21 protein-coding genes and 1 riboswitch are annotated in these 23,851 nt (G+C 45.5%); of the genes, 15 read left to right on the top strand and 6 right to left on the bottom strand.

Annotated elements, in window-relative coordinates; genetic code table 11:
- The first annotated feature begins 15 nt into the window (after positions 1-15).
- The 3 genes from ABD960_RS15915 to ABD960_RS15905 all read left to right on the top strand — a co-directional run bounded on the left by ABD960_RS15915 (position 16) and on the right by ABD960_RS15905 (position 1,476).
- The gene (locus ABD960_RS15915) at positions 16-339 is read left to right on the top strand and encodes a nuclear transport factor 2 family protein (protein ID WP_345332303.1); all 324 of its coding nucleotides are present in this window, start codon (positions 16-18) and stop codon (positions 337-339) included.
- 197 nt (positions 340-536) lie between these two features.
- Positions 537-884 carry a DUF1330 domain-containing protein gene (locus tag ABD960_RS15910; RefSeq protein WP_345332301.1) on the top strand — a complete coding sequence of 116 codons (348 nt, stop codon included), beginning with the start codon at positions 537-539 and terminating at the stop codon, positions 882-884.
- 46 nt (positions 885-930) lie between these two features.
- Complete coding sequence (locus ABD960_RS15905) at positions 931-1,476, top strand: Crp/Fnr family transcriptional regulator (protein WP_345332298.1); 546 nt, start codon at positions 931-933, stop codon at positions 1,474-1,476.
- Position 1,477: 1 nt separating this feature from the next.
- Here ABD960_RS15905 and ABD960_RS15900 read toward each other — a convergent pair whose 3' ends face one another.
- On the bottom strand, positions 1,478-2,590 hold the full coding sequence (locus ABD960_RS15900) for an acyltransferase family protein (protein ID WP_345332296.1): 1,113 nt from the start codon (positions 2,588-2,590) through the stop codon (positions 1,478-1,480).
- A 691-nt stretch (positions 2,591-3,281) separates the two neighbouring features.
- Here ABD960_RS15900 and ABD960_RS15895 point away from each other — a divergent pair.
- On the top strand, positions 3,282-3,563 hold the full coding sequence (locus ABD960_RS15895) for a hypothetical protein (protein ID WP_345332293.1): 282 nt from the start codon (positions 3,282-3,284) through the stop codon (positions 3,561-3,563).
- Between the two features lie 100 nt (positions 3,564-3,663).
- Here ABD960_RS15895 and ABD960_RS15890 read toward each other — a convergent pair whose 3' ends face one another.
- Positions 3,664-5,184, bottom strand: a complete 1,521-nt coding sequence (locus ABD960_RS15890; RefSeq protein WP_345332290.1) for a family 43 glycosylhydrolase — start codon at positions 5,182-5,184, stop codon at positions 3,664-3,666.
- A gap of 194 nt (positions 5,185-5,378) precedes the next feature.
- Between ABD960_RS15890 and uvrB the strand changes: the two genes are divergently transcribed.
- The 6 genes from uvrB (at position 5,379) to ABD960_RS15860 (ending at position 11,537) form a co-directional block, all read left to right on the top strand.
- A complete protein-coding gene (gene uvrB / locus ABD960_RS15885; RefSeq protein WP_345332288.1) occupies positions 5,379-7,412 on the top strand; it encodes an excinuclease ABC subunit UvrB in 2,034 nt (677 codons plus the stop codon).
- A gap of 48 nt (positions 7,413-7,460) precedes the next feature.
- Positions 7,461-7,922, top strand: coding sequence for a hypothetical protein (locus tag ABD960_RS15880; protein WP_345332286.1), 462 nt, complete (start codon positions 7,461-7,463; stop codon positions 7,920-7,922).
- Positions 7,879-8,343 carry a hypothetical protein gene (locus ABD960_RS15875; RefSeq protein WP_345332283.1) on the top strand — a complete coding sequence of 155 codons (465 nt, stop codon included), beginning with the start codon at positions 7,879-7,881 and terminating at the stop codon, positions 8,341-8,343. Before ABD960_RS15880 ends, ABD960_RS15875 begins: the two co-directional genes overlap by 44 nt.
- Before the next feature lie 89 nt (positions 8,344-8,432).
- The gene (locus ABD960_RS15870) at positions 8,433-8,690 is read left to right on the top strand and encodes a DUF4834 family protein (RefSeq protein WP_345332281.1); all 258 of its coding nucleotides are present in this window, start codon (positions 8,433-8,435) and stop codon (positions 8,688-8,690) included.
- A gap of 3 nt (positions 8,691-8,693) precedes the next feature.
- Positions 8,694-8,990, top strand: a complete 297-nt coding sequence (locus ABD960_RS15865) for a hypothetical protein (RefSeq protein ID WP_345332278.1) — start codon at positions 8,694-8,696, stop codon at positions 8,988-8,990.
- 78 nt (positions 8,991-9,068) lie between these two features.
- Positions 9,069-11,537, top strand: a complete 2,469-nt coding sequence (locus ABD960_RS15860; RefSeq protein WP_345332275.1) for a YfhO family protein — start codon at positions 9,069-9,071, stop codon at positions 11,535-11,537.
- Between the two features lie 77 nt (positions 11,538-11,614).
- Here the strand turns inward: ABD960_RS15860 and ABD960_RS15855 are convergent, their stop codons facing one another.
- The 3 genes from ABD960_RS15855 to murQ are packed head-to-tail and all read right to left on the bottom strand — an operon-like array spanning position 11,615 to position 13,806.
- Positions 11,615-12,355, bottom strand: coding sequence for a Bax inhibitor-1/YccA family protein (locus ABD960_RS15855; RefSeq protein WP_345332272.1), 741 nt, complete (start codon positions 12,353-12,355; stop codon positions 11,615-11,617).
- Positions 12,356-12,409: 54 nt separating this feature from the next.
- Complete coding sequence (locus tag ABD960_RS15850) at positions 12,410-12,976, bottom strand: hypothetical protein (protein ID WP_345332270.1); 567 nt, start codon at positions 12,974-12,976, stop codon at positions 12,410-12,412.
- Between the two features lie 23 nt (positions 12,977-12,999).
- Positions 13,000-13,806 carry an N-acetylmuramic acid 6-phosphate etherase gene (gene murQ / locus ABD960_RS15845; RefSeq protein ID WP_345332268.1) on the bottom strand — a complete coding sequence of 269 codons (807 nt, stop codon included), beginning with the start codon at positions 13,804-13,806 and terminating at the stop codon, positions 13,000-13,002.
- A gap of 108 nt (positions 13,807-13,914) precedes the next feature.
- On the opposite strand from murQ, the gene ABD960_RS15840 reads away from it, so the two are divergent.
- From ABD960_RS15840 to ABD960_RS15820, 5 genes are all read left to right on the top strand, one after another.
- Positions 13,915-15,519 (top strand): S41 family peptidase, encoded by a 1,605-nt coding sequence (locus ABD960_RS15840; protein WP_345332266.1) that lies wholly within the window; start codon positions 13,915-13,917, stop codon positions 15,517-15,519.
- A 40-nt stretch (positions 15,520-15,559) separates the two neighbouring features.
- Positions 15,560-15,670, top strand: a riboswitch (SAM riboswitch).
- Positions 15,671-15,870: 200 nt separating this feature from the next.
- Entirely contained in the window at positions 15,871-19,545 is a 3,675-nt protein-coding gene (gene metH, locus ABD960_RS15835; RefSeq protein ID WP_345332264.1) for a methionine synthase, read from the top strand.
- Positions 19,546-19,636: 91 nt separating this feature from the next.
- Positions 19,637-20,593 carry a methylenetetrahydrofolate reductase [NAD(P)H] gene (metF, locus tag ABD960_RS15830; RefSeq protein WP_345332262.1) on the top strand — a complete coding sequence of 319 codons (957 nt, stop codon included), beginning with the start codon at positions 19,637-19,639 and terminating at the stop codon, positions 20,591-20,593.
- A 41-nt stretch (positions 20,594-20,634) separates the two neighbouring features.
- Complete coding sequence (locus tag ABD960_RS15825; RefSeq protein ID WP_345332260.1) at positions 20,635-21,897, top strand: hypothetical protein; 1,263 nt, start codon at positions 20,635-20,637, stop codon at positions 21,895-21,897.
- Between the two features lie 20 nt (positions 21,898-21,917).
- Positions 21,918-23,144 (top strand): hypothetical protein, encoded by a 1,227-nt coding sequence (locus ABD960_RS15820; protein WP_345332258.1) that lies wholly within the window; start codon positions 21,918-21,920, stop codon positions 23,142-23,144.
- A gap of 23 nt (positions 23,145-23,167) precedes the next feature.
- Here the strand turns inward: ABD960_RS15820 and ABD960_RS15815 are convergent, their stop codons facing one another.
- A complete protein-coding gene (locus tag ABD960_RS15815; protein ID WP_345332256.1) occupies positions 23,168-23,773 on the bottom strand; it encodes an HAD family hydrolase in 606 nt (201 codons plus the stop codon).
- Positions 23,774-23,851: the final 78 nt, after the last annotated feature.

Raw genomic sequence — 23,851 nt, 5'->3', positions numbered from 1 at the left:
TCAATATACGATATTATGGAATTACCTAAACTGATAGAGCGTTTTGTAGCAACGCAAAATAATTTTGATAGTAAGGCTTTTGTGGAATGTTTCATGGATACGGCTATTGTTCATGACGAAGGCAAGACCTACACAGGCAAAGAAGAAATTCGCCAATGGATTGAAGATGCGAATGAGAAATATCAAACTGTTACCAAGCCGCTAAATTATGAGGAGGTTGGATCGGAGGGAACACTGACGGCAGAAGTCTCGGGCACTTTCACCGGAAGCCCGATAGTGCTGCAATTTCATTTGGGGTTAAAAAATAATCTAATAGACTCTTTTAGGGTGACGGGATAAAAGCATGTTTTCCGCCTGTTAACAAGGGAAAGGTTTAATATAACTTTTCCCTTTTTCTGTCGAATATTGTAGGAGGTCTATTACTATTTTAAAATCTTCAACCAGTTGAACTTTTTTGCGGTGCCCGCTGCAGATTTTTGTGGTGTACAAAAAGATATCCACTTTGCTGATATTTTATTCATCATAAAACATACACTATGAAACTACCTGATTTTGAAAATGTGCAAGGACCTGTGCTGATGCTGAATATGTTAAAGTTTAAAGATAGGGCGCATTATTTCGAGGTTTATCTCCCGGCCTTCCAAAAAGTAACTGAACAACTGGGCATTAAAAATGTAAAGCCCCGGTTGTTGAGTAATGTGGTAGCCAATATACTGGCGCCGGAAACCGAAACCTGGGATGCTATTTTACTGGTAGAATATCCCAGCGCGCAGGCGTTTAAAACAATCGCTGAAAGCGAGGCATATCAGCAAATCGCCAATCCGCACCGCCTTGAGGCCACAGCCGAACTGCGTTTGTACATGACTACACCATTCGAGCTGTAAATGCTTACCTTGGTCTATGCATCAGTTGATACTATCAAATTTTGCTATGCACATAGCGCTCTCTGCTGATGAAGAGAAGCGCGTGCTTGCTTTATTTGAGCAAAAGAATTTAGCCAGGCGTACTTTACTATTGCAGCCCGGCGAAACAGACCGGCATCTTTATTTTGTGAAAAGTGGTTGCCTGCGCATGTTTTATACGGATAAGGAGGGCCAGGAACACAATATTGGCTTTTATCCTGAAAACTGGTGGGCTTGCGATATTGTAAGTTTTTTTAAGCAAAAACCGACAGTTAATGCCATACAGGCATTGGAAGACAGCGAGGTATATTATATATCATTATCCCGGTTGGAAGAACTGTTTGCTGAAATTCCAAAGTTCGAGCGCTTCTTTCGTACTCTTATTCAAAACGGTTTCGATCTGTACCAGAAGCGTATCACATCCAACCTGTCTAAAACGGCCGAGCAACGCTATCTGGAGTTCCGGAAACGCTATCCCGGCCTGGAAAGCCGCATCGCGCAAAAGCAAATAGCGGCTTACCTGGGCATTACGCCGGCGTTTTTAAGTATGATGCGTAAAGAAAAGCAGCTATAGTTTAAATAGTCTGCCGTTTACTCCTCAACCATCTCCGTACCGGTTCATCGTACCATTTCAAAGCGATATAAGCCAAAATAATGGCGCCTACCAATATAGCCAGTGCATAAGGCCAGGCCTGTGCTACGGTTACGCCTTTATTGTTGCTTATCCAGGCCACATAGAAATATACCAGCGGGTAATGCACCAGGTATAACGGGTAGGATATATCGCCCAAAAACCGGCATATTTTACGCTCGGCCTGCGTTTGCACAACGCCGCTGGCTCCGAGGTAAACAATCAGCGGGAAAAGTATAATAATACAAAATGATTCATAAAGCCCGTTCCTCCACAGGTGTTCGGCACCGCCAATACGTGGCATGTAAAGCGCGGCGGCTACCAGTATACTGCATAAAAGAAAGGCGTGTTTGATATGCGTTGGCTTGGCAACGCGCGACAGCAGCAGGCCCGCGAAAAAAGGGTACATGGTTCGGGTAAGGCCTATGCGTACCTGTTCTGTGTTCAAAGTCCAGCCGCCGCTTACATCGCCGTAGGATATGGCAAGTTGCGCAAGCGCAATAGCAGATATCGCGACCAGGACGCTTAATGCCGTATTTGAAAATTTCCTGATCCATAAGCCATATAAAATATTGGCTATGTATTCGAAAAACAACGACCAGCCAACGCTGTTCAATGGATGCATTTCCTGCCAGCCGCGTATATCCATTGATAGCGGGATGGGCAATATAGTGTAACCAATAAGCATCACCAGCAGCATTCTCCAAATCGGTACCGTGTGGATCAATGGCCAGAGCGTTGAATCTGTAAAATAAAAGCCGATAGCGCCCAAAGTCATGCCCAATATTACGAGTGGCTGAAGACGCTCTACACGGAGCCTGAAAAAAATACCGAACGTCATTTTAGGCCAGCGATCATCGTATGCATAGCCGATTACAAACCCGGATAGCAGGAAAAAGAAATCGACAGCCAGGTAGCCGTGGTTAACTATAATATCCAGATGACCCGTGCCCAGCGGCTCGGCCAGGTGAAAGGTAACTACGATAATTGCCGCCACACCGCGTAAGCCGTCCAGTATAGGATAATGCGGTTTGGAGCTCAGGGTAATATTGTTCATGTATTAATCGGGGGATTAGCAATATTTCAGCCCGTAAAAATAGATAAATGCACAAGCGTTGCATCTCCGTATTGTATCAATGTTGCTGCATATCCTCTCATTATGATGTAAAGGCATTGTCCCGGCCAAGCAAATTTTGTATTTCTACAGCCATTAAAAAAGGCTTGCGTATACATATTGCGAGGATTAATTTAAAACACAAAAGCCGCTGTAATGCGGCTCTTTGCGTTTAATAGGGGTTGTCATATCGTATAATAACCGTGCTTCTAAATATCTACCATATGCAACGGTTAACGGTATCAAAATAATAAAGCAAAAAGCAGGTAGGCAATAAAACCTACCTGCTGGCCCACCTCACAAACCAACTTCTAAATCTCTTTCTCCGGTACGTGATTCTTTGACAGAAGCACCAGCACATTCGCTATTACCAAAACTGAAATTAAAGCTAACATACCAACTGTTTTTAATGTGATTAAGCTAATGCAACACCTGTACCAAACGCATATTAAGCTAAGGTTGAGGAATGTTTGGGGAATTTGAGGTTAAACACTGGGGTTGTATCGCAATGTAGTGTATTTGCTTCCCCGTTTTGAGCAAGCGCAATTATGCAGGTTTGCTTATTGCGCTGATAATTCACTTTAATTAAAGCTGGCAGGGTTTTAGGTTGTATGTATGCAAACAACATTACCCAATGAGAGTACAATGGAGCGATAAGAAGGAAACGTATAATCTGCCTGACTTTATCCCGAATGAATTATTGAACGAAGAGCGGGCTAAAAAATGCTATGGCCAATGCCTTGAAACGATTGATGAACGCGGCGGAATGCGTGTTGATGAAATTGTATGCAACATCCTCGGCCTATCGTTAGAAGTACGCCTGGTGATGACTGAAAGTACCTTCGCGGAGTTGTTGAGAAATTATCTGCTGCTTAAAGGCTTGCTTAACCCGGAAGAGCGGCTTAAAGTAGGTTAAGTATAATTTGTGATGGTTTATGTTCTCAAATATCGACGTATAATACGAAAGCCTTTCTGCTAATGCGAAAGGCTTTCGTATTATACGTCAATCAGGTGGGTTACGGTATTATCTGCCACAATTCGGCGTCGTACTGATTTTCAAACCATTGTTCCAGCTTGGTGCCGGGCGTTTGGTTACTTTGCGGTACATTAAGCGCAAACAGGCTGCGGCGATTGATGAGCTTAAAGTAGCCGTTGCCCATATCCTGCACACGCCATTGCTGGGCTATGTTGTTGTTATCTGTCCATTGTATCATGATGTTGCCTGCCGATAACGATCCGCCGGCATTATCAAGGCACAGGTTGGATGCGGCCGATTTGATCTTGTAATAGCCATTCCCCAGGCTGGTAAATACCCATTTCTGTGCGATGTTGCCGTTATCCGTGTATTGCTGTATTTGCAATCCCGGGGTATTGCTGCCGCTGGGTACATCAACACATTGCGAGGTTACTTTTGATTTAATGCGATAAGTGCCGTTAGCAATAGGCATGGCGTACGCCGAACCTATAGACGGCGACGGAATAGGTATACCTTTTTCAATCGGAATGCCGAAGTAGGGGATATCTCCATCCCATGAAAATTGCTGTGCCATAACACGCCTGTCCCAACCCGAGCCGTCTGAATTGGCGGAGTGGTAAACAATCCACCACTGAATATTGTCGGGCGATTTTACAAACGAGGCATGGCCCGGCCCGTATACGTTGCCAAAGCGCGAAAATGCCGCGGTTGATTGTTTTACCCATGATGATTTGGCCATCAGATTGCCGTTGGTGCAGGTAATGCGGCCCAGGCAATAGTCGTTGGTCCAGCTGCCGCTGGCTGAGTAAATAATATTTACGGTGCTGCCGCTGATGAGCGAAGTAGGCCCTTCGTTCACGGTTGGTGTGCCTACCTTTTCCCAGGCATAATCCGGGCGCGATATTTCAACCCGCTCGCCACTTATGGTATAGGGGTTGCTCATTTTAGCGATGTACAGGTATTGCGAAACGTTGGTGGTACCTTCCCAGCCCGACCATACAAAATATTGCTCGCCGTTATAATCAAAGGGGTGGCCGTCAATAGCCCAGCGGTCGGTAGTTGGGGTAAGTTTGGCTTTATAGGCGTAACCACCCGCCAGCGGGTCGCTGGCATTGGTGCCGCCCTCAAGCACATACATGCGGTGATTATCGTTATTGCCGTTATCGGCGGCAAAGTAAACATACCAGCGGCCACCGCGATAATGCAACTCGGGCGCCCACAGGTTTGATGAGTAGCCGGTACCTGCCGGTGGCGTAAAAATATACGTTTTGGTTTGCTGTAACAGGCTTTGCAGCGTGGCGGATTTGGTGATGTAAAGCCGCCCGCCGTCTGACCCGCAGTAGTAATAAAAACCGCCTATGTGTATAACCCAGGGGTCGTAATAGCTGCCATTATCAATAGAGGGCAGCGCGTTTGTGAAAATTGGTGACGCGGCGTGCGTGGTTTTGCCCGGACCAGGGTTTGATTGATTGGTTACCGGCGCCTCTTGTTTCTTACATCCGGAAAGAAGAATAGTGGCGCTTGCCCATAGCATGAGCATGAGGTTTAAAGCTTTTTTCATAAGATAGATAGGTATAGTTTGTAAATTGGTTACTGGTTAAACGGCGTGATTGCTAATTGGGTTTCAGTTATTTGTGGTTGGATTTTCCAACAACTGTTTGTTAATGTGTAGTCAATGTAAGTTTTAAGGTTATTGTGGCTCCACGCAACATCCCCGCCTTTTTGCTGTTAAACTTATTCGTATTTTTGTTATAGATGGATTTTAAACTTACCTCTGAATATCAACCTACGGGCGATCAGCCTACAGCTATAAAACAACTGGTTGAAGGTGTTAACAACGGCGATCAGTACCAAACCCTGCTGGGTGTTACCGGTTCGGGTAAAACGTTTACCGTAGCCAATGTTATCGCCCAAACGCAACGCCCTACGCTGATATTGAGCCACAATAAAACCCTTGCCGCGCAATTGTACGGCGAGTTTAAGCAGTTCTTTCCCGAAAACGCGGTGAACTACTTCGTATCGTATTATGATTACTATCAGCCGGAAGCGTTTATTCCCACAACAAATACTTATATAGAAAAGGATCTGCAGATAAACGACGAGATCGAGAAGCTGCGTCTGCGCACTACCTCGGCCTTAATGTCGGGCAGGCGGGATGTGATTGTGGTATCATCCATATCGTGCATTTACGGTATGGGTAACCCGGAGGATTTTGCCAATTCAGTATTTAAGTTCGCGGTGGGTACGCGCATCAGTCGTAATGCGTTTTTGCATCGTTTGGTAGAAATATTGTATGCCCGCACCACGGCCGATTTTAAGCGTGGTACCTTCAGGGTAAAGGGTGATGTGGTTGATATTTTTCCGGCCTATATGGATCATGCTTATCGTGTTTCGTTTTTCGGGGATGATATTGAGGAGTTAAGTACTTTTGATATCACCACCGGGAAAACCATCGAGAAGATGACGCACATGGTATTGTACCCAGCCAACCTGTACGTTGCCCCGCGCGAACGCTTTCAGCAATCGGTATGGGCCATACAGGAGGAACTTGAAACCCGTAAGAAACAGTTTATAGATGATGGTCGCTTTTTAGAGGCAAAGCGCCTCGAGGAAAGGGTGAATTACGACCTGGAGATGATACGTGAGCTGGGTTACTGCTCAGGTATCGAGAATTATTCGCGCTTTTTTGATGGCCGCCAGCCCGGTGCAAGGCCATTCTGCTTGCTGGATTATTTTCCGGATGATTACCTGATGGTGATCGATGAAAGCCACGTTACCGTACCGCAGATACGTGCCATGTATGGTGGTGACCGTTCGCGTAAAGTATCGCTTGTTGATTATGGCTTCCGCCTGCCTGCGGCCATGGATAACCGTCCGCTAAACTTCCAGGAGTTTGAAAGATTGGCACCACAGACCATATATGTAAGCGCTACGCCGGGCGATTACGAACTCGAAAAATCGGAAGGCGTGGTGGTGGAGCAGGTGATACGCCCGACAGGTTTGCTTGACCCGGTGATTGATATACGCCCGATCATCAACCAGGTGGATGATCTGCTGGAAGAAGTTGATCAAACCATAAAGAAAGGCGACCGTGTGCTGGTTACCACGCTTACCAAACGCATGGCCGAGGAATTGGCAAAATACATGGATAAACTCGGCATCAAATGCCGCTATATACACTCCGAAGTTAAAACGCTTGAACGCGTGGAAATACTTCGCGGCCTGCGCCTGGGTGAGTTTGATGTATTGATCGGTATCAACTTATTGCGTGAGGGTTTGGATTTACCCGAAGTATCGTTGGTGGCTATTCTGGATGCGGATAAGGAAGGTTTCCTGCGATCGGAGCGTTCGCTGATACAAACCATTGGCCGTGCCGCGCGTAATGACCGTGGCCGGGTAATTATGTATGCCGATACCATTACCGACTCCATGCAGATCACAATGGATGAAACCAATCGCCGCCGCGAAAAGCAAATAGCCTATAACACAGAGCATGGTATTGTACCGCGCACGGTAGGTAAATCAAAAGAAGCCATTATTGAGCAAACTTCGGTGGTCGACTTTAAGGGTGGGGTGCAGAAAGCTTATGTGGAACAGGACACCGTTAGCCTGGCTGCCGACCCGATAGTACAATACATGAGCAAGCCCGATCTTAAAAAATCAATCGACAATACCCGCAAGGACATGCTTGCCGCCGCCAAGAACATGGACTTTTTATTAGCCGCCAAGCTGCGCGACGAAATGTTCGCCCTGGAGAAAATGATGGAAGAAAGGTTTGGGGGGAAATAGCCAGTGGTCATTAGGCGTTGGTCATTGATAATTGCATTGGTGTTGATAGTGAGTTTTGCTAAAGCACAATCATCTAAAGTGTATAATGGTATTTATAACGATGGGCATGGTAGCAAGATAGAGCTTAGATCTGATTCAACCTTTTTATATACTTATCGGTTTGATATGATTTCAACCTGGTCATCTGGCAAGTGGTCGGTAAATAATGATACCATTTTCCTAACAATGATACCGGTTTATGATACCGTAAAGGTTTATAATAAAAACGGAGCCTTTATGCATTATGATAAGGCGAAGGCCGATGAACCTATACCGAAAATGCAGGAAAGATATGATGGGACTGTAACAGCAAATACCGGTAAACGGCAAAATTATCTACCAAATCCACAAAAGCTATATATTTCACAAGGACGATTGTATACGATTGATCTTAAAGGAAATCCTTTCAAAAGGAAAAGTTTGAATAATGCAACTGGGATTAGAAAATACACTTATTACACAAAAGATTAATATGGGTAGTTGGCCTTTGGTTAGTATGTGTATGCTAATGTTATTTGGCAATATAGCCAGCGGGCAAACAAACAAAAAATACATCGGGATATATAAAAATCAGATTGGCGAGAAAATAGAAATTCGTGCCGATTCCTCCTACTCATATAGTCGCCACGTTCACATGGCGTATCGTTGGTCATCGGGAAAATGGTCAGTGAAAAATGATACTATCTTTTTAAAATTGATCGCAGCTTCTGATACCATCAAGGCTACCGACTTACACAATATCCAACCTCAAAATTATCGGCTTTATCCTTTAAAATTGTTTTTTAAAAGTGGGCGGGTCTATGACGTATCTTCACACGGAATCATCTATAAAGGAAAAGTACAAAGCAGCTTTTCGAGAAAGAAGTATAGTGTCGTTTACAAAAGAGCATAAACTCACTGCAATGTCAAAAACCTGCCTTCAATCATAACCAAACATTTTTAGCGTTATTAAATTATATTTGTACGCCAATATTAATTCTCATGGGATTATTACGTTTCTTATTCATAGCCATTGCAGTATTGTACGCCGTTCGTTTGATAGCGCGTTTGCTGTTGCCTATGTTTTTTAAAAGTATCCTTAACAAAGCACAGCAACAGGCTAACAGCCAGTATCAGCAGCAACAGCAACCTCCGCGTAAACCTGAGGGCAGCATCCGGGTTGACTATGTTCCGCACGAAAAGCGTTCATCAGTGCCCGACAGCGAAGGCGAATACGTAAGCTACGAGGAAGTAAAATAGCTTATGGTACCAGAGCAGCTGTTTAAGCGTCGCCCCCAGCATAACAATACGCCCGAAACGGTTATGCTCATTATTGTAAACTTTATAGTGTTCGCTGTATCTGTGCAGGTATTCGCTATGTGCAGCAAAATAAATTCATTTTTTTGGGTGGTATTAGGCTGCCTGGCCTTGTACAATTTTTATATTATCCGCCGTAACCTCGAGGAGCTTGATCGGGTGCGCATCATAGCTTACGTAGTAAGCTTAATTGTGATGGTGGCATTGTTTTTTCTGTTCCGTACCAGGGCAACCACTTGTTAAACATTCGTTTCTAACTTTAATTTACAATCCGGGTCAAATTTTTATTTTTGAGCATTCATACTCATTTAAACTATATTGATGAACAACTGGTTTAAGCGCAATGGCGTGCATTTGGCTGTAATAGCAGCTTTCTTAGTTATCTCGTTTGCCTATTTCTTTAGTCCGCTGGTACAGGGCAAAATGCTTTACCAGGGCGATGTGTCGCAGGCGCAGGCCATGCAGCGGGAGATAATGGCTGTAAAAGAAAAAACCGGTCATGCCCCTTTATGGACCAACCAGATGTTTGGCGGTATGCCCTCATACCAAATTTGGGCGCCTTACGCATCAAATATTACCACACACGTTATAAACGTGCTTAAAACGGTATTTCCTAACCCGGTAGATACGGTGTTGCTGTACCTGCTGGGAGGTTACCTGCTGTTCAGTGTATTGCGCTTCAAGCCGATTATGGCTGCGGCTGGTGCTATTGCCTTCGCTTTTTCATCGTACAATTTTATTTATATAATGGCCGGGCACGCTAACCAGGCCTATGCCATAGCGTTCTTTGCACCGCTGTTGGCGGGTATACTGCTTGTTTTGCGCGGAAAATATTTGTGGGGCGGCGTTATTACGGCATTTTTTATGGCGATGGAAGTACGCTCAAACCACGTACAGATGACGTATTACCTGATGCTGTCGCTGGTGATATTGGTAGCAATCGAGGCCTATCATGCCATTAAAGCAAAACAAACCAGGCCGTTCCTCAAATCAATAGGGGTTTTGGCTGCCTCGTTTGTACTGGCCATACTAATTAACGCCGGTACTTTGTGGACTACTTATGAATATAGCCAATATACTATACGCGGTAAAGCAAATCTTACAGCCAAAAACGATGGTAGCGAGGCCGATCATGGTCTGGATAAGGGTTATGCCTACAACTGGAGCCAGGGCGTTAGCGAGATTATTACCTTTCTGGTACCAAATGCCTACGGCGGCGGCGACCATACCCCGCTCGGTGAGGATTCAAAAGTAGTTAAAACGCTTACCGAGAAAGGTGTTGATGCCGGGCAGGCGCAAGGCTTTGCGCAGCAATTGCCCGTTTACTGGGGTGACAAGCCGGGTACAGCAGGCCCCTGGTATTTCGGCGCCATTGTGTGCTTCCTGTTCGTATTCGGTTTGCTGGTGGTTAAAAACCGCATTAAGTGGTGGATAGTGGGCGCTACCCTGTTAAGCATCCTGCTGTCATACGGTAAAAACCTAATCGGCTTCTCTGATATATTTTTTGATTACTTCCCGCTGTACAACAAGTTCCGCGCGGTGGAGTCGATACTGGTTATTGCCAGCTTATGCTTCCCGATACTGGCTTTCCTGGCTATAAACGAACTCGTAACCGCTCAGGATAAAAAACCGCTATTCAACAAACTTAAAATAGCGCTTTACATTACCGGCGGCATCTGCCTGATTATGGCTGTAGCCCCGGATATTTTCTTCAGCTTTAAATCAAGCAATCACGAAACGCTGATCAGCAGCCTGGCACAAGCCTTTGGCGGCGATAATGGAATGGCTAATACCGTGGCCTCGGCCCTGGTGCAGGATAGGATATCGCTTGCCAAAACAGATGCCATCCGCTCACTGATCTTTATACTCATAACCTTCGGTATACTTTGGGCATATATCAAAGGCAAGTTGAATACTACAGTGCTGGCCTTTGCCTTTGTAGCGGTAATAATGGCTGACATGTGGACGGTTGATAAACGTTACCTGAATGAGCGGAATTTTAGGGACAAATCAGACTACGATAATATTTACAAGGCACGCGAAGTGGATAACATTATTTCTCGCGATACCACTTATTATAGGGTAATGGATTTGAGCCTATCTCTGCCATTTAGTGATTCATACGCATCATATTTCCACAAAACGGTGGGCGGTTTCCATTCTGCGCGTTTGCGCCGTTTTGATGAGCTGATGAATAACCAGTTTAGCAAAAGCATTAACTCTGATGTGCTGGATATGCTGAACACTAAATACATCATCACCGCCGACCCGAAAACCGGCCAAACTGGTATGCGTACCAATGCCGACGCCTGTGGCAATGCCTGGTTTGTAAAAAGCATTAAATATGCGGATAACGCCGACCAGGAGATGCAGGCCATCAGCAGTTTTAACCCGAAAGAGGAAGCCATAGTTGATAAACAATATAAATCGTTTATCAACGAGAAGGAAGTAGGTATTGATCCTAATGCTACCATCAAACTGGTAAGCTACGCACCGGAGCACCTGGTTTACGAGAGCGGTTCAACTTCGGCACAGGTGGCTGTATTTTCGGAGATTTACTATGACAAAGGCTGGAAAATGCTGATTGATGGTGAGGAAAAACCATATTTTAGGGCTGATTACCTGCTGCGTGCCGCGCAGATACCTATTGGTAACCATAAGATTGAATTTATCTTCCACCCGACTTCGTACTATACCGGTGAAACCATTTCACTTGCCGGGTCGATACTGTTGGTGCTGGCTATAGGCGGTGCGGTATTCGCCGGAACCCGTAAAAAGAAAACAGCCTGATTGTAAACGTCGGCTTATAAAAGCAGAAAGGGCGGCAATATTTATTGCCGCCCTTTCTATTTGTTAAATGTTTAGACTTAATTGCTGCGTCTGCCGCCGCCGAATAAACGGAGCAGTAACAGAAACAGGTTAATAAAATCAAGGTACAAAGTTAACGCGCCCATTACAGCCATTTTTTTGGTAGATGCCTGTCCATATTCCATACCCGAGCCGATGCGTTTAAGCTTTTGCACATCGTAAGCGGTTAGGCCTACAAAAACAGCAACGCCAACATAGGTAATTATTTGGCTAAGGCCTTCGCTACGCATAAACCAGTTCACTAATGAAGCTACCACCACGCCAACAAGAAGCATAGTAAGTATTGAGCCAAATTTGGTCAGGTCCTGGTTTGTAATATAGCCTGCAACTGCCATTACGCCAAACACAACAGACGTCGTTATAAACACGCCCGCGATAGTAGTTTCGGCATAAGCGGCAAAAATAAAGCTAAGGCTTAAGCCCATAGCCAAAGCAAAGGCCACGAACAGCACAATAAGTAAGGGGTAGTTCAACTTATTCATGCCGAAAGACATTACAAGCACGAAAGCCAAAGGTAAAAACATAACTACTGTACCCAAACCCGTGCGCTGCCCGGTTTCTAAGTCCACTAATAATTTAAACAGCGTAATGTCATGTCCGAATATCCAGGCCAATCCGGCCGAGAGGCCAAGCGCCACGAACATCCACATAAATACATTAGCAATAAATCTTCGAGATGCTGCGGCATCTTCAATTTCAATTACGTTGTTATAAACGTAAGGTTGCGTGTTGTCCTGCATTGTTTTATTTGTTTTAGGTTGTTTTCCTGATTATATAGATTGAATACTGTTGACTTAGTTTAATCGCTTGGTCAACTGTTCTTCTACCTTTTTAAATACCTGTATAGGTTTTAGTCCGCGCCAAACCAATTCGTCAAGCTCGCCGCCGAAGTTAATGTAATAATCGATGTTGTTGCGCCTAAATTCCTCGATAACGTGCTCCCTGAAGTTAACGCCCGCAATCCAGCCGTCCTCCACATCCTGAAACCATTCTTCGTAATAACAATCGTCAGATGAATGATAGTTCAATATGTTTTCGCCTATCAGGATGAATTTATTAATCCCTTCGTCCATCATAAGCTCCAGCAATTCCCGCTTAAGCATCATAATGTCGTTACCTATGGCGTCGTTCCATTCGCCAATAAATTCAATAATGGCATATTGCTTGTCATAATCCACAAAAAGCACCTTCAGGTACAAGGTGTTTGAGCCGAAGGTGTCCCACTGCGGATGCAGCAGGTAGTTGTATATCTGCTTATCAAATTCAAATTCGCTGTATTGGGTAGCATAAAAGGGCGAATGCTGATCCTCCGCCGCTATGTAGTCATCGCGCCATTTGTAATATGGTTCTATCTCGTGCATTTGTGTATTCCTGTAATTCTTGTTTATCTGCCGGCGGCTTCAACAGCCTTGCGTACGCTGCCGTGCGTTTTCAGCAGGTTTGCAGCGGTAGCCTCATCAAGCCCGGTCTCGCTCATCACCATGCGGGTTCCGCGGTCAATCAGCTTATAATTTGATAACTGCATATCCACCATCTTATTACCTTTTACATGCCCTAACTGTATCATAACACTGGTAGTAAGCATGTTTAATACCAGTTTTTGAGCCGTGCCTGCCTTCATTCGGGTCGATCCGGTAACAAACTCGGGGCCGGTAATCACTTCAACCGGATATTGCGCTTCGGCGGCAACCGGGCTGCCGCTGTTGCAAACTATACAGCCGGTAAGGCAACCGTTGGTATTGGCTGTTTTTAAGCCCCCGATAACATAAGGCGTTCTGCCCGATGCGGCTATGCCCACCACAACATCCTTAGCGGTAATGTTGTAGGCCAGCATGTCCTGCCAGGCTTGTTCGGCATCATCCTCGGCAAACTCAACGGCTTTACGGATGGCGCCGTTGCCACCGGCAATAATACCGATCACCATATCAAAAGGCACACCGTAGGTAGGCGGACACTCTGATGCATCAACCACGCCCAAACGGCCGCTGGTGCCCGCGCCAATGTAAAAAAGGCGGCCGCCATTGCGCATACGCTCCGCAACGCCTTTAACCAGCGCCTCAATTTGCGGCAGGGCCTTTTCAACGGCTAAGGGTACGGTTTTGTCTTCGTTATTTATATTTTGCAGCAACTCGCCAACGCTCATCTTTTCCAGATTATTGTAGTGCGAGCTTTGCTCGGTAGTAGCTTCCATTTATTATAGATTTTAGATTAACAAAATTCGGTAAAATTCATCAAATACAGTAATAGTCGAATTATACGCAGAACTTAATTTAATTATCTTTGTGTTAACATAATACTAATGAAAAAAACTGCTTCCATCATATTCCGCTCTGCCTTTTTACTCATACTAGGGGTGGTTTTGGGTGTTTACCTGGGGAGGGGCGGTGCAGGTTCTGAGCCTTTTGGCTTGTCGTTACAACATAACGATAAAATGTCGAAAGTATTGGAGCTGGTGCAGTATAACTATGTTGACTCGGTTAATGTGGACAGCATTGAGGGCGCTACGGTAAACGAATTACTGCAAAAGCTTGATCCGCATTCATTATATCTGCCGCCTAAGCAGGCCAGTGCTGTAAATGAACGCCTCGAAGGTGGTTTTAACGGTTTGGGTATTGAATACACGCTGCTGCGTGATACCTTGGTGATTACGCAGGTATACCCCGGCGGCCCGGCGGCTAAAGCCGGCATTGTTGGCGGCACCCGGGTAATAGCCGTTAACGGTAAAATATTTGCCGGAACAGGCATAACCGACAGCGCTGCATCAGCGGTACTGTTGAAAAAAGAAAAGCAGGCGCAAAGTGTAGTTATAACGGCGTTGTTGCCTGATGATGCTTCGGCTGAAAAAAGTTTTTCCATAAAACCCGGGCGCGTGCCTTTGAGTAGCCTGGACGCGGCTTATGTTGAGAGGAACGATGTCGGCTACATCAAGATCAGTAAGTTCGCGGCAACCACCAATGCAGATTTTAAAAAAGCTATTGCCCGGCTTAAAGTGCAGGGCATGAAAAAACTGGTGCTTGACCTGCGCGGCAATGGCGGCGGTTATCTTACCGCGGCTACCGAAATGGCCGACGAGTTTTTGCCCAAGAATAAGCTGATCGTTTACACAAAGGGCGTGCACGAGCCGCGTACCGATTACTTCGCTACAGATTCAGGAAGTTTTCAGGAAGGCAGCATGGCGGTGTTGATCGATGAGTATTCGGCTTCAGCCAGCGAGATTTTATCAGGCGCTTTGCAGGACCTGGATCGTGCTGTGATTGTTGGCCGCCGCTCATTCGGCAAGGGTTTGGTGCAGCAGCAATTCCCGTTCGAGGATGGCTCGGCAGTAAACCTCACCGTAGCCAGATATTACACGCCTTCAGGCAGATCGATACAAAAATCATACAGCCGTGGCGTGGCCAGCTATCGTAATGAACTGGCTGAGCGTATGCGTAAAGGAGAACTTTTTTCGGCGGAAATGAGTTTGAACGATAGCGCTATCAATAAAAAGTCGCCTTACCGTACCAGCAGCGGCAAGCCGGTGTTCAGCGGCGGCGGTATAATGCCCGATATTTTTGTTCCGGCGGATACTGCTCAATCCACACCGGTAATTATAGCGCTTACAGATGTGCAGCTGTTCACATCTTACGTGCTCGATAGGATGCAGCCGCTACTACATGCATATCCCCTGGCTGATAAGTTTGTTAATAGCTACTCACCAACCGATGCAGAACTGAATGATTTTATGCAATATGCATCAGTTGTAACCAGGCGTTTCCCTAAGGAAGAGCTGAAAGCGAGTGCGCCTGCAATAAAAACCTTGCTGAAGGCCTACGCCGCGCGTTTTAAATGGGGCGACAGCGCGTATTTTCATGTGGTTAACAAGGATGACCATGCTTTCAACCAGGCCTTCGCGGCTATCCGCTAAAAACAGTTGCACATTATAAACTTATTGTGCAATTTTGCAACGCTTATGGAGAAAGACGGAGGGATTAGACCCTGCGATGTCTTAGCAACCTGTGCTTACAAGGTGCTACATTCTACTTAACTGCAAACTAAGTGGTTAGGAAAGATAAGCGAAAGTCAGATAACAACGCCCGACTTTTCGAGATAAGCTGTATTTAGATTTGAGCTATTAGACATGAAATTTGAGATGCTTTGCCATTTCGATCTGATGATTAAACAACTCAAGTTTTGATATGGGGTTTTTGATGTAGGTAGATGTCCAATTATGGCATCCTGTCTCATATCTCAAATCTCACATCTCATATCTTAACAAATGGACATTAGAGAAGAACTTAAAAAACGCATACTGGTTATTGACGGGGCAATGGGTACCATGATACAGCGGTACCAGCTTACCGAGGCTGATTTTCGTGGCGAGCGTTTCGCAGCGCATCCGTCGGACTTAAAAGGTAGTAACGACCTGCTTAACCTTACGCGCCCCGATATTATTAAGGCCATACATGTAGAGTACCTGGACGCGGGTGCCGATATTATTGAAACCAACACCTTCAGTACCCAGCGTATATCACTGGCTGACTACCACATGGAGGAGCTGGCTTATGAGATGAGCTATGAAGGCGCACGCCTTGCCCGTGAGGTTGCCGACGAGTATAATAAAAAAACACCTGAAAAGCCTCGCTTTGTGGCAGGCGCAGTCGGACCTACAAACCGCACGGCATCCATATCGCCGGATGTGAATGATCCCGGGTACCGTGCCGTGAGCTTTGACGATCTGGCCGAAGCTTATTATGAGCAGGTGCGTGGATTGGTTGATGGCGGCTCAGACTTGTTACTGGTTGAAACCATATTTGATACCCTGAATGCCAAGGCTGCCCTATTTGCCATCCAGCGTTATGCAGAGGAAAGCGGCAAGCAACTGCCGATCATGATCTCGGGTACCATAACCGATGCTTCGGGCCGTACCCTTTCGGGGCAAACAGTTGAGGCGTTCTGGAATTCTATCCGCCATGCCAATTTGCTGTCGGTAGGTTTGAACTGCGCTTTGGGTGCTAAAGAGATGCGGCCATACCTGGAAGAGCTATCTAACAAGGCTGATGTATATATTTCCGCTTATCCTAACGCAGGCTTACCCAACGAGTTTGGCGCGTATGATGAAACTCCGCACGAAACCGCACACCAGGTTGATGATTTTATAAAAGCCGGACTGGTAAATATAGTCGGCGGCTGCTGCGGCACCACGCCCGATCACATCAGTTGCATTGCCGAGCGGGCAGCAAAATTTCCGCCACGCCAGTTACCGCAGATTGAACCCTATTTGCGCCTGAGTGGCTTGGAGGCGGTAACACTGACCCCCGAAACCAACTTTGTAAACGTAGGTGAGCGTACCAATATAACCGGGTCGCCAAAATTCTCGAAGCTGATATTGGCTGAAGATTACGAGGCTGCCTTAACTGTTGCCCGTCAGCAGGTAGAGGGTGGTGCCCAGGTGATCGACATTAACATGGACGAGGGCATGATCGACTCGGAAGCCGTGATGGTGAAGTTCCTGAATCTCGTAGCTTCTGAACCGGATATTGCCAAGTTGCCCATCATGATCGACTCCTCAAAATGGACAGTGATCGAGGCAGGTTTAAAATGTTTGCAGGGGAAAGGCATCGTGAACTCCATCTCGCTAAAAGAAGGCGAAGAAAAGTTTAAAGAATATGCCCGCAAAATATTAAGCTACGGCGCGGCGGTGGTAGTAATGGCGTTTGATGAAACCGGCCAGGCCGATTCATTGGAACGCCGTATCGAAATTTGCCAACGATCATACAATATACTGGTTAACGAGGTTGGTTTTCCACCGCAGGATATCATCTTCGACCCAAATATCCTCACCGTAGCTACCGGCTTAGAGGAGCATAACAACTACGCGGTTGATTTTATTGAAGCTACCCGCTGGATAAAACAAAACCTGCCGCACGCTAAAGTTAGCGGTGGGGTAAGTAATATATCGTTCTCGTTCCGTGGAAATAACGTGGTACGCGAGGCTATGCACTCGGCATTTTTATACCATGCTATCAGTGCCGGGCTGGATATGGGCATTGTTAACGCCGGTATGCTGGAAGTTTATGAAGAGATCCCTAAAGACCTGTTGGTACTGGTAGAGGATGTACTGCTTAACCGTCGCCCGGATGCTACCGAGCGTTTGGTTGAGTTTGCCGATACCATAAAAAGTAAAGGCAAGGAGATTATTAAAGATGAGGAATGGCGCAAGGAGCCGGTTGAAAAGCGCCTGTCGCATGCACTGGTAAAGGGCATAATTGAGTACCTGGATGCTGACGTGGAAGAGGCACGCCAGCAATATGCCCGTCCGCTGGAGGTGATTGAGGGGCCGCTAATGGATGGCATGAATATCGTAGGCGACCTGTTTGGCGCCGGTAAAATGTTTTTACCGCAGGTGGTAAAATCAGCCAGGGTGATGAAAAAGGCCGTAGCTTATTTGCTGCCATTTATTGAGGCCGAAAAAGCCAAGAACGCCACGGGCAACGAACGCAGCAATGCCGGCAAAGTGCTGATGGCCACTGTAAAAGGCGACGTGCACGATATAGGGAAAAATATAGTTGGCGTAGTATTGGCCTGTAACAACTTCGAGGTGATTGACCTGGGGGTGATGGTGCCTGCCCAACGCATTATTGAAGAAGCTAAAAAACAACAGGTAGATATTATAGGCCTGAGCGGATTAATCACCCCATCGCTGGATGAAATGGTGCATTTTGCCAAGGAGATGGAGCGTGAGGGCTTTACCATTCCGCTTATTATTGGTGGGGCAACCACTTCACGCATACATGCCGCGGTAAAGGTAGCGCCAAACTATTCGGGAGCTGCCATACATGTGCTGGACGCATCGCGCAGCGTAACCGTGTGCAGCAACCTGATGAACGCCAGTGTAAAGGACGATTATATTCAGGGTATAAAGGATGAATATGCCAAAGCCCGCGAGGCGCATTTAAACAAGCGTAACGATAAGCGCTTTGTGAGTATTGAGGATGCCCGCCGCATGAAATGCAACATCAACCTGAATGGCGCTATCCCTAATAAACCAACATTTACGGGTACAAAAGTTATCGAATCATACCCTTTGGAGCAGTTGTTGCCTTATATCGATTGGACACCGTTTTTTCATACCTGGGAGCTACGTGGCAGTTACCCCAAAATATTTGAGGATAAATTTGTAGGGCAGGAAGCGAAAAAACTATTTGATGATGCGCAGGTATTGCTTAAACGTATTGTTGACGAAAAGCTGCTGCATGCCAACGGGGTGATCGGTTTTTGGCCGGCCAACAGCATAGGTGATGATATTGAATTATATACCGATGAAACTCGCCAGCACGTCATTACTAAAATACATACCCTGCGCCAGCAAGCCGAAAAAGCCAAGGACGAACCATATTACGCCCTTGCGGATTTTATCGCGCCAAAGGATAGTGGCATTATTGACTACTGGGGTGGCTTTGCCGTAACTGCCGGTATTGGCTGCGACGAACTGGTAGCCGAATTTGAAAAGGATCATGACGATTACAATAGCATTATGGCCAAGGCCCTTGCCGACCGTTTAGCCGAGGCGTTTGCCGAAAAAATGCACGAGCTGGTACGCAAGGAATACTGGGGTTATGCCAAGGATGAGAATTTGGATAATATCGACCTCATCAAAGAACAATACCAGGGCATTCGCCCGGCACCGGGTTACCCCGCCTGTCCGGATCATACGGAGAAAACAACCTTGTTTGAATTGCTAAAGGCCGAAGACAACGCGCATATGCACCTTACCGAGAGTTTGGCTATGATGCCGGCCGCATCAGTAAGTGGTTTTTACTTCGCGCACCCGCAGGCAAGGTACTTTGGCTTGGGCAAAATAGGCAAAGATCAAGTTACTGACTACGCACACCGCAAAGGTATGACCATTGAAGATGCTGAAAGATGGCTGGGACCGAATCTTAATTATTGATCCCCCCGGCCCCCTGAAGGGAGCTTTATATTATATTTGACAACTAACAGAATCTATATCCAAAAAATCCCCCTTTAGGGGTAGGGGCTCCATGAAGATCACCGAACATATTAAAAATGCCAACGGCAAAACACTTTTTTCATTTGAGTTGATACCGCCCTTAAAGGGGCAAAGTATACAGGGTATCTATAACGCCATCGATCCGTTGATGGAGTTTAACCCACCGTTTATTGATGTTACCTCGCTGCGCGAAGATTATATCTATAAACAGCATGATAACGGCCTGCTCGAAAAGCTAAGTTATCGCAAACGCCCGGGTACCATAGCCATTTGCGCGGCTATCATGAACAAGTATAAGGTTGATACTGTGCCCCACATGCTTTGTGGTGGTTTTACTAAGGATGAAACCGAGAACGCGCTGATTGACCTTCAGTTTTTAGGCATTGATAACGTACTGGTTTTACGTGGTGATGCCCGCCGTGGCGATGCGGCGTTTGTACCTACACCCAACGGCCATTGTTACGCTACAGAGTTGCTGCAACAGGTGGTTGACATGAACAACGGCAAATACCTGCACGAAGATTATGGCGACATTGCACGTACCGACTTTTGCATCGGCGTGGCTGGTTATCCCGAAAAACACTTTGAGGCACCTAACCTTAAATCTGACTTTCAATACCTGAAACAAAAAGTAGATATGGGGGCGGAGTTCATTGTAACGCAAATGTTTTTTGACAATAAAAAATATTTTGAGTTTGTGAACAAGTGCCGCGAGCATGGTATAAACGTACCGATCATTCCGGGACTGAAACCTATCACCGCGTCAAAGCAATTGGTGAGTCTTTCAAAAACATTCTTTATTGATATGCCCGAAGATTTGGTGGATGCCATACAAGGTTGTAAAGACGAAAAGGATGTAAAAGATGTGGGTATTGAATGGATGATAAACCAATGCAAAGAATTGGTTAACTTTGGTGCGCCGGTACTGCACTTTTATACCATGGGTAACCCTGGCCCTACAAAGCGCATTGCCGAGGCTATATTTTAATTGATTTATCTTACTATTTGATCTAAACCTTACATAATTTAATGAAAATCTACGCCTTATTGCTCGGCATGTTAATGCCATTTACTTTGCTTGCGCAATCAAACTTCAAGGATGGTTATGTAATTAAAAATAATGGCGATACCATCCGCGGAAAGATAGATCTCAGGGAGTGGACTATTAACCCTGAGTATATTGATTTTAAAGCTGCAGACGGTGCATTGCAACGCTACAATCCTGCTGATATGCGCGGTTTTTATGTGCAGCCCGATTTTAATTATATCAGTTACTCAGGCCGTATCAGTAATAACCGTAACCAATTTCCAAACGTTGACAAGGATCGGGACACAACCACCAGGCTGGCCAATGTTTTTTTGAAAGAGCTCGATAATGGCGACAAGTTATCGTTATACGCGCTTGCAGATAACATAAAACCCCGCTTCTTTTACAAAGCAGCCGGCGCGCAGCCTGTTGAACTAAATTACTACCGCTATTACTATAGTGATAACAACGAAGAGGCATCGCTACATGGCAGTAATGTTTTGCGTGATGAAAAGTTTTACGTTCAGCAGTTGTTAAATCTTACGCGTCAGCATCCGGATTGGGGCACCTACAACTTGCAGGATATTGAAAAAACAGCTTACAACGAGCATGACCTGTTGCGCCTGGTGCGTAAAATAAACGGCCAAAAGGAAGTTAAAGGAGCGAACAGGCAACCAACAGCCCAATTTTATGTTGGCGCAGGGGTAGTGCTGGCCCGAACTACTTTCAGAACGGTTTCATCAATAGTGTTTGATGACGTATCTTCAAAACCGGGACTTAAAATTGTTACCGGGTTGAATTTCTTTAATAATCCGGTTACCCAAAAAATAATATTCAGGGCTGAACTTAGCGCGGAGTTTTTGCAGGGCGAGGCTTTTCGCAATGCGCTTAACGCCGCTAATCAGCCCGAAACCCAGGTGTATCAAATCAAGCGGAATTTTATTAGCTTGGCGCCGCAGGTAATATATAACCTTTACAATGCCAATAAGGTAAAAATAAATGTTGGAGGCGGCGTAGCCTTCAGCTATAACAATTACACTAAAAACGGCGTAAGCGACGAGGCGATATTAAATGGCTCGGCTTATTATCCAACTTATGAGCTTTCAAAATTTATAGTTATGATGCCTTTGCAGCTTGGGGTAATTTTAAACAAAAAAGTTGAGGCAGCATTGAGTTATACTATACCTCACCGCATTAATGCCGAACAGCTTACCGGCCTTAAAATGTCGACTACCGCGCTTACTATCAGATACGCAATCAACTAACCTGAATCTTAAAATAAACAATGAAAACCTTAGTTACAATTTTAGCGACGTTAATATGCCCTGTGATTTGTATTGCCCAATCCAATTATCGAGAGGGTTACGTTATTCAAATTAACGGCGATACGGTTAAAGGCTATATTAATGTAAAGGAGTGGGACACTAATCCGCAGTCTATAAGTTTTAAAAAAAGCCAGGCAGACAGGGAAGAAACTAAATACACTCCGCTTACCATTAAAAGTTTTGCCGCCGGCGATTATGCGTACCTGGCCTATATAGGGCGTGTTAGCAACAACAAAAATGTGTTTCCTGATATGGATAACTATCGGGACACTACAACAAGCACTGATACCGTTTTTTTGCATGAGCTGATCAGCGGGTCGAAGGTTTCGTTATATGATAAATTCAAGGATAACAAACGCAGCTTCTTTTTTAAGGAAGCCAATCAGGCTCCTGTCGAACTGGTTTACTATAATTATTACGAAGACGGGACAACCATACGAACTTTGCCGGTTTACATTTCGCAGGTTTTTGAGCTACAAAAAAAATATGGTGAAGGAAGCGTGCGCCTTGCTGATTTTGACAGGCTGAACTACCGGCGGGATGACCTGGTCCGGGTTTTCGAAAAAATGAACGGCGATGGTAAACGTGTTCATAAATCTACCGGCGGGCACCAGTTTTTTGTAGGGCTGGGCGGTGTAGTATCACAAAACCGTTTCGTAGGCGATAACCAGTTTACAGCGGCGGGTACGGTTAATAGCTTTTCGCCAAGGATACACGCGGGCGTGGATATTTTTAATAACGTTGTCACTAAAAAGTTAATATTAAGGGCAGAAGTGTCGTTTTCATACAATAAGCCCACTTTTTCCGGGATTGACCCATTATATACCGGGGCTAAAAACAGGCAGTTCTACCAGTTTGAGCAATATAACGCATCGTTAACTCCGCAGGCTCTTTTTAGCTTTTACAGCGACGAGGCGGTACGGTTGTTTGCGTCGGCAGGCATTGGCCTGAATTTTTCGTTTTACAAAAACAATCGTTTTTATGCGGATAATAACACCGCATCGTACTTGGTCGTTCCTTACAAGTTAGAAAGTTATTGGGCAAATTTTCCCTTACAAGCCGGGGCCGTAATAGCCAAACGGTATGAGGTAGCATTTACTTACGTGCCACGCGCCGCGTACACCAACTATGTGTTATTCGGTATATCATCAAGGGTGCTGGGGGTAAATTTGCGATACCACTTATAACACAAAACAGAGAGAGCCGTACCTCAAAGTATGGCTCTTTCTTTTAGTTCCCTTTTTAAATCCTCTGCCGAGGTAAATTGTATGCCGTCTATCCCCAGGTCAACAGCTGCCTTAACATTGCGCAGGTTATCATCTATAAATACGGTTTCATCGGCTTTTAAATTATACCTGTTCAATAAAATATTGTAAAATTCAGGGTGCGGTTTCCTTGTTTTCTCAACGCCTGATACTACTACACCATCAAACTGTTTTAAAAAAGGGTATTCCTGTTCGGCACTCACAAAGGTTTCGGCGCTCCAGTTGGTGAGGGCGTATAGCTTATACCGCTCATCATTTCTTAGCTGATTGAACAACTCAACGGTTCCTTTTATCTCGCCGCCAAGCATTTCCGTCCACCGGCCATAAAAGGCGCGTATGTTAGCTTCGTGGTCGGGGTGTTGCTTTACCAGCAGTTCGGTACCATCTGCCAGGCTGCGGCCGGCATCCTGTTCCTCGTTCCAGTCGGGGGTGCAAACGTTATCCAAAAAGTAGGTTATCTGCTCTTCGTTACTGAATATCTTGCGGTACAAAAGGCGTGGGTTCCAGTCGATCAAAACGCCGCCTAAATCAAATATTATGGCTTTTATCATGTCAATATAAAGTTGCAAGTGGCGCGTAAATGTAAGCTTATTAATTTTTACCTTGCGTTAAGTGAAAGCGATTATGTG

The sequence above is a fragment of the Mucilaginibacter defluvii genome (assembly GCF_039543225.1).
Classification (GTDB): domain Bacteria; phylum Bacteroidota; class Bacteroidia; order Sphingobacteriales; family Sphingobacteriaceae; genus Mucilaginibacter; species Mucilaginibacter defluvii.
The sequence above is the reverse complement of the archived record's forward strand: the minus strand, read 5'-3'. Positions and strand labels throughout refer to the sequence as shown.

Bases quoted from the DNA above. Each gene is read 5' to 3' on its own strand.
- ABD960_RS15915 (WP_345332303.1), top strand. From the start codon at position 16: ATGGAATTACCTAAACTGATAGAGCGTTTTGTAGCAACGCAAAATAAT.
- ABD960_RS15910 (WP_345332301.1), top strand. From the start codon at position 537: ATGAAACTACCTGATTTTGAAAATGTGCAAGGACCTGTGCTGATGCTG.
- ABD960_RS15905 (WP_345332298.1), top strand. From the start codon at position 931: ATGCACATAGCGCTCTCTGCTGATGAAGAGAAGCGCGTGCTTGCTTTA.
- ABD960_RS15900 (WP_345332296.1), bottom strand. From the start codon at position 2,590: ATGAACAATATTACCCTGAGCTCCAAACCGCATTATCCTATACTGGAC.
- ABD960_RS15895 (WP_345332293.1), top strand. From the start codon at position 3,282: ATGAGAGTACAATGGAGCGATAAGAAGGAAACGTATAATCTGCCTGAC.
- ABD960_RS15890 (WP_345332290.1), bottom strand. From the start codon at position 5,184: ATGAAAAAAGCTTTAAACCTCATGCTCATGCTATGGGCAAGCGCCACT.
- uvrB (WP_345332288.1), top strand. From the start codon at position 5,379: ATGGATTTTAAACTTACCTCTGAATATCAACCTACGGGCGATCAGCCT.
- ABD960_RS15875 (WP_345332283.1), top strand. From the start codon at position 7,879: ATGCAACTGGGATTAGAAAATACACTTATTACACAAAAGATTAATATG.
- ABD960_RS15870 (WP_345332281.1), top strand. From the start codon at position 8,433: ATGGGATTATTACGTTTCTTATTCATAGCCATTGCAGTATTGTACGCC.
- ABD960_RS15865 (WP_345332278.1), top strand. From the start codon at position 8,694: ATGGTACCAGAGCAGCTGTTTAAGCGTCGCCCCCAGCATAACAATACG.
- ABD960_RS15860 (WP_345332275.1), top strand. From the start codon at position 9,069: ATGAACAACTGGTTTAAGCGCAATGGCGTGCATTTGGCTGTAATAGCA.
- ABD960_RS15855 (WP_345332272.1), bottom strand. From the start codon at position 12,355: ATGCAGGACAACACGCAACCTTACGTTTATAACAACGTAATTGAAATT.
- ABD960_RS15850 (WP_345332270.1), bottom strand. From the start codon at position 12,976: ATGCACGAGATAGAACCATATTACAAATGGCGCGATGACTACATAGCG.
- murQ (WP_345332268.1), bottom strand. From the start codon at position 13,806: ATGGAAGCTACTACCGAGCAAAGCTCGCACTACAATAATCTGGAAAAG.
- ABD960_RS15840 (WP_345332266.1), top strand. From the start codon at position 13,915: ATGAAAAAAACTGCTTCCATCATATTCCGCTCTGCCTTTTTACTCATA.
- metH (WP_345332264.1), top strand. From the start codon at position 15,871: ATGGACATTAGAGAAGAACTTAAAAAACGCATACTGGTTATTGACGGG.
- metF (WP_345332262.1), top strand. From the start codon at position 19,637: ATGAAGATCACCGAACATATTAAAAATGCCAACGGCAAAACACTTTTT.
- ABD960_RS15825 (WP_345332260.1), top strand. From the start codon at position 20,635: ATGAAAATCTACGCCTTATTGCTCGGCATGTTAATGCCATTTACTTTG.
- ABD960_RS15820 (WP_345332258.1), top strand. From the start codon at position 21,918: ATGAAAACCTTAGTTACAATTTTAGCGACGTTAATATGCCCTGTGATT.
- ABD960_RS15815 (WP_345332256.1), bottom strand. From the start codon at position 23,773: ATGATAAAAGCCATAATATTTGATTTAGGCGGCGTTTTGATCGACTGG.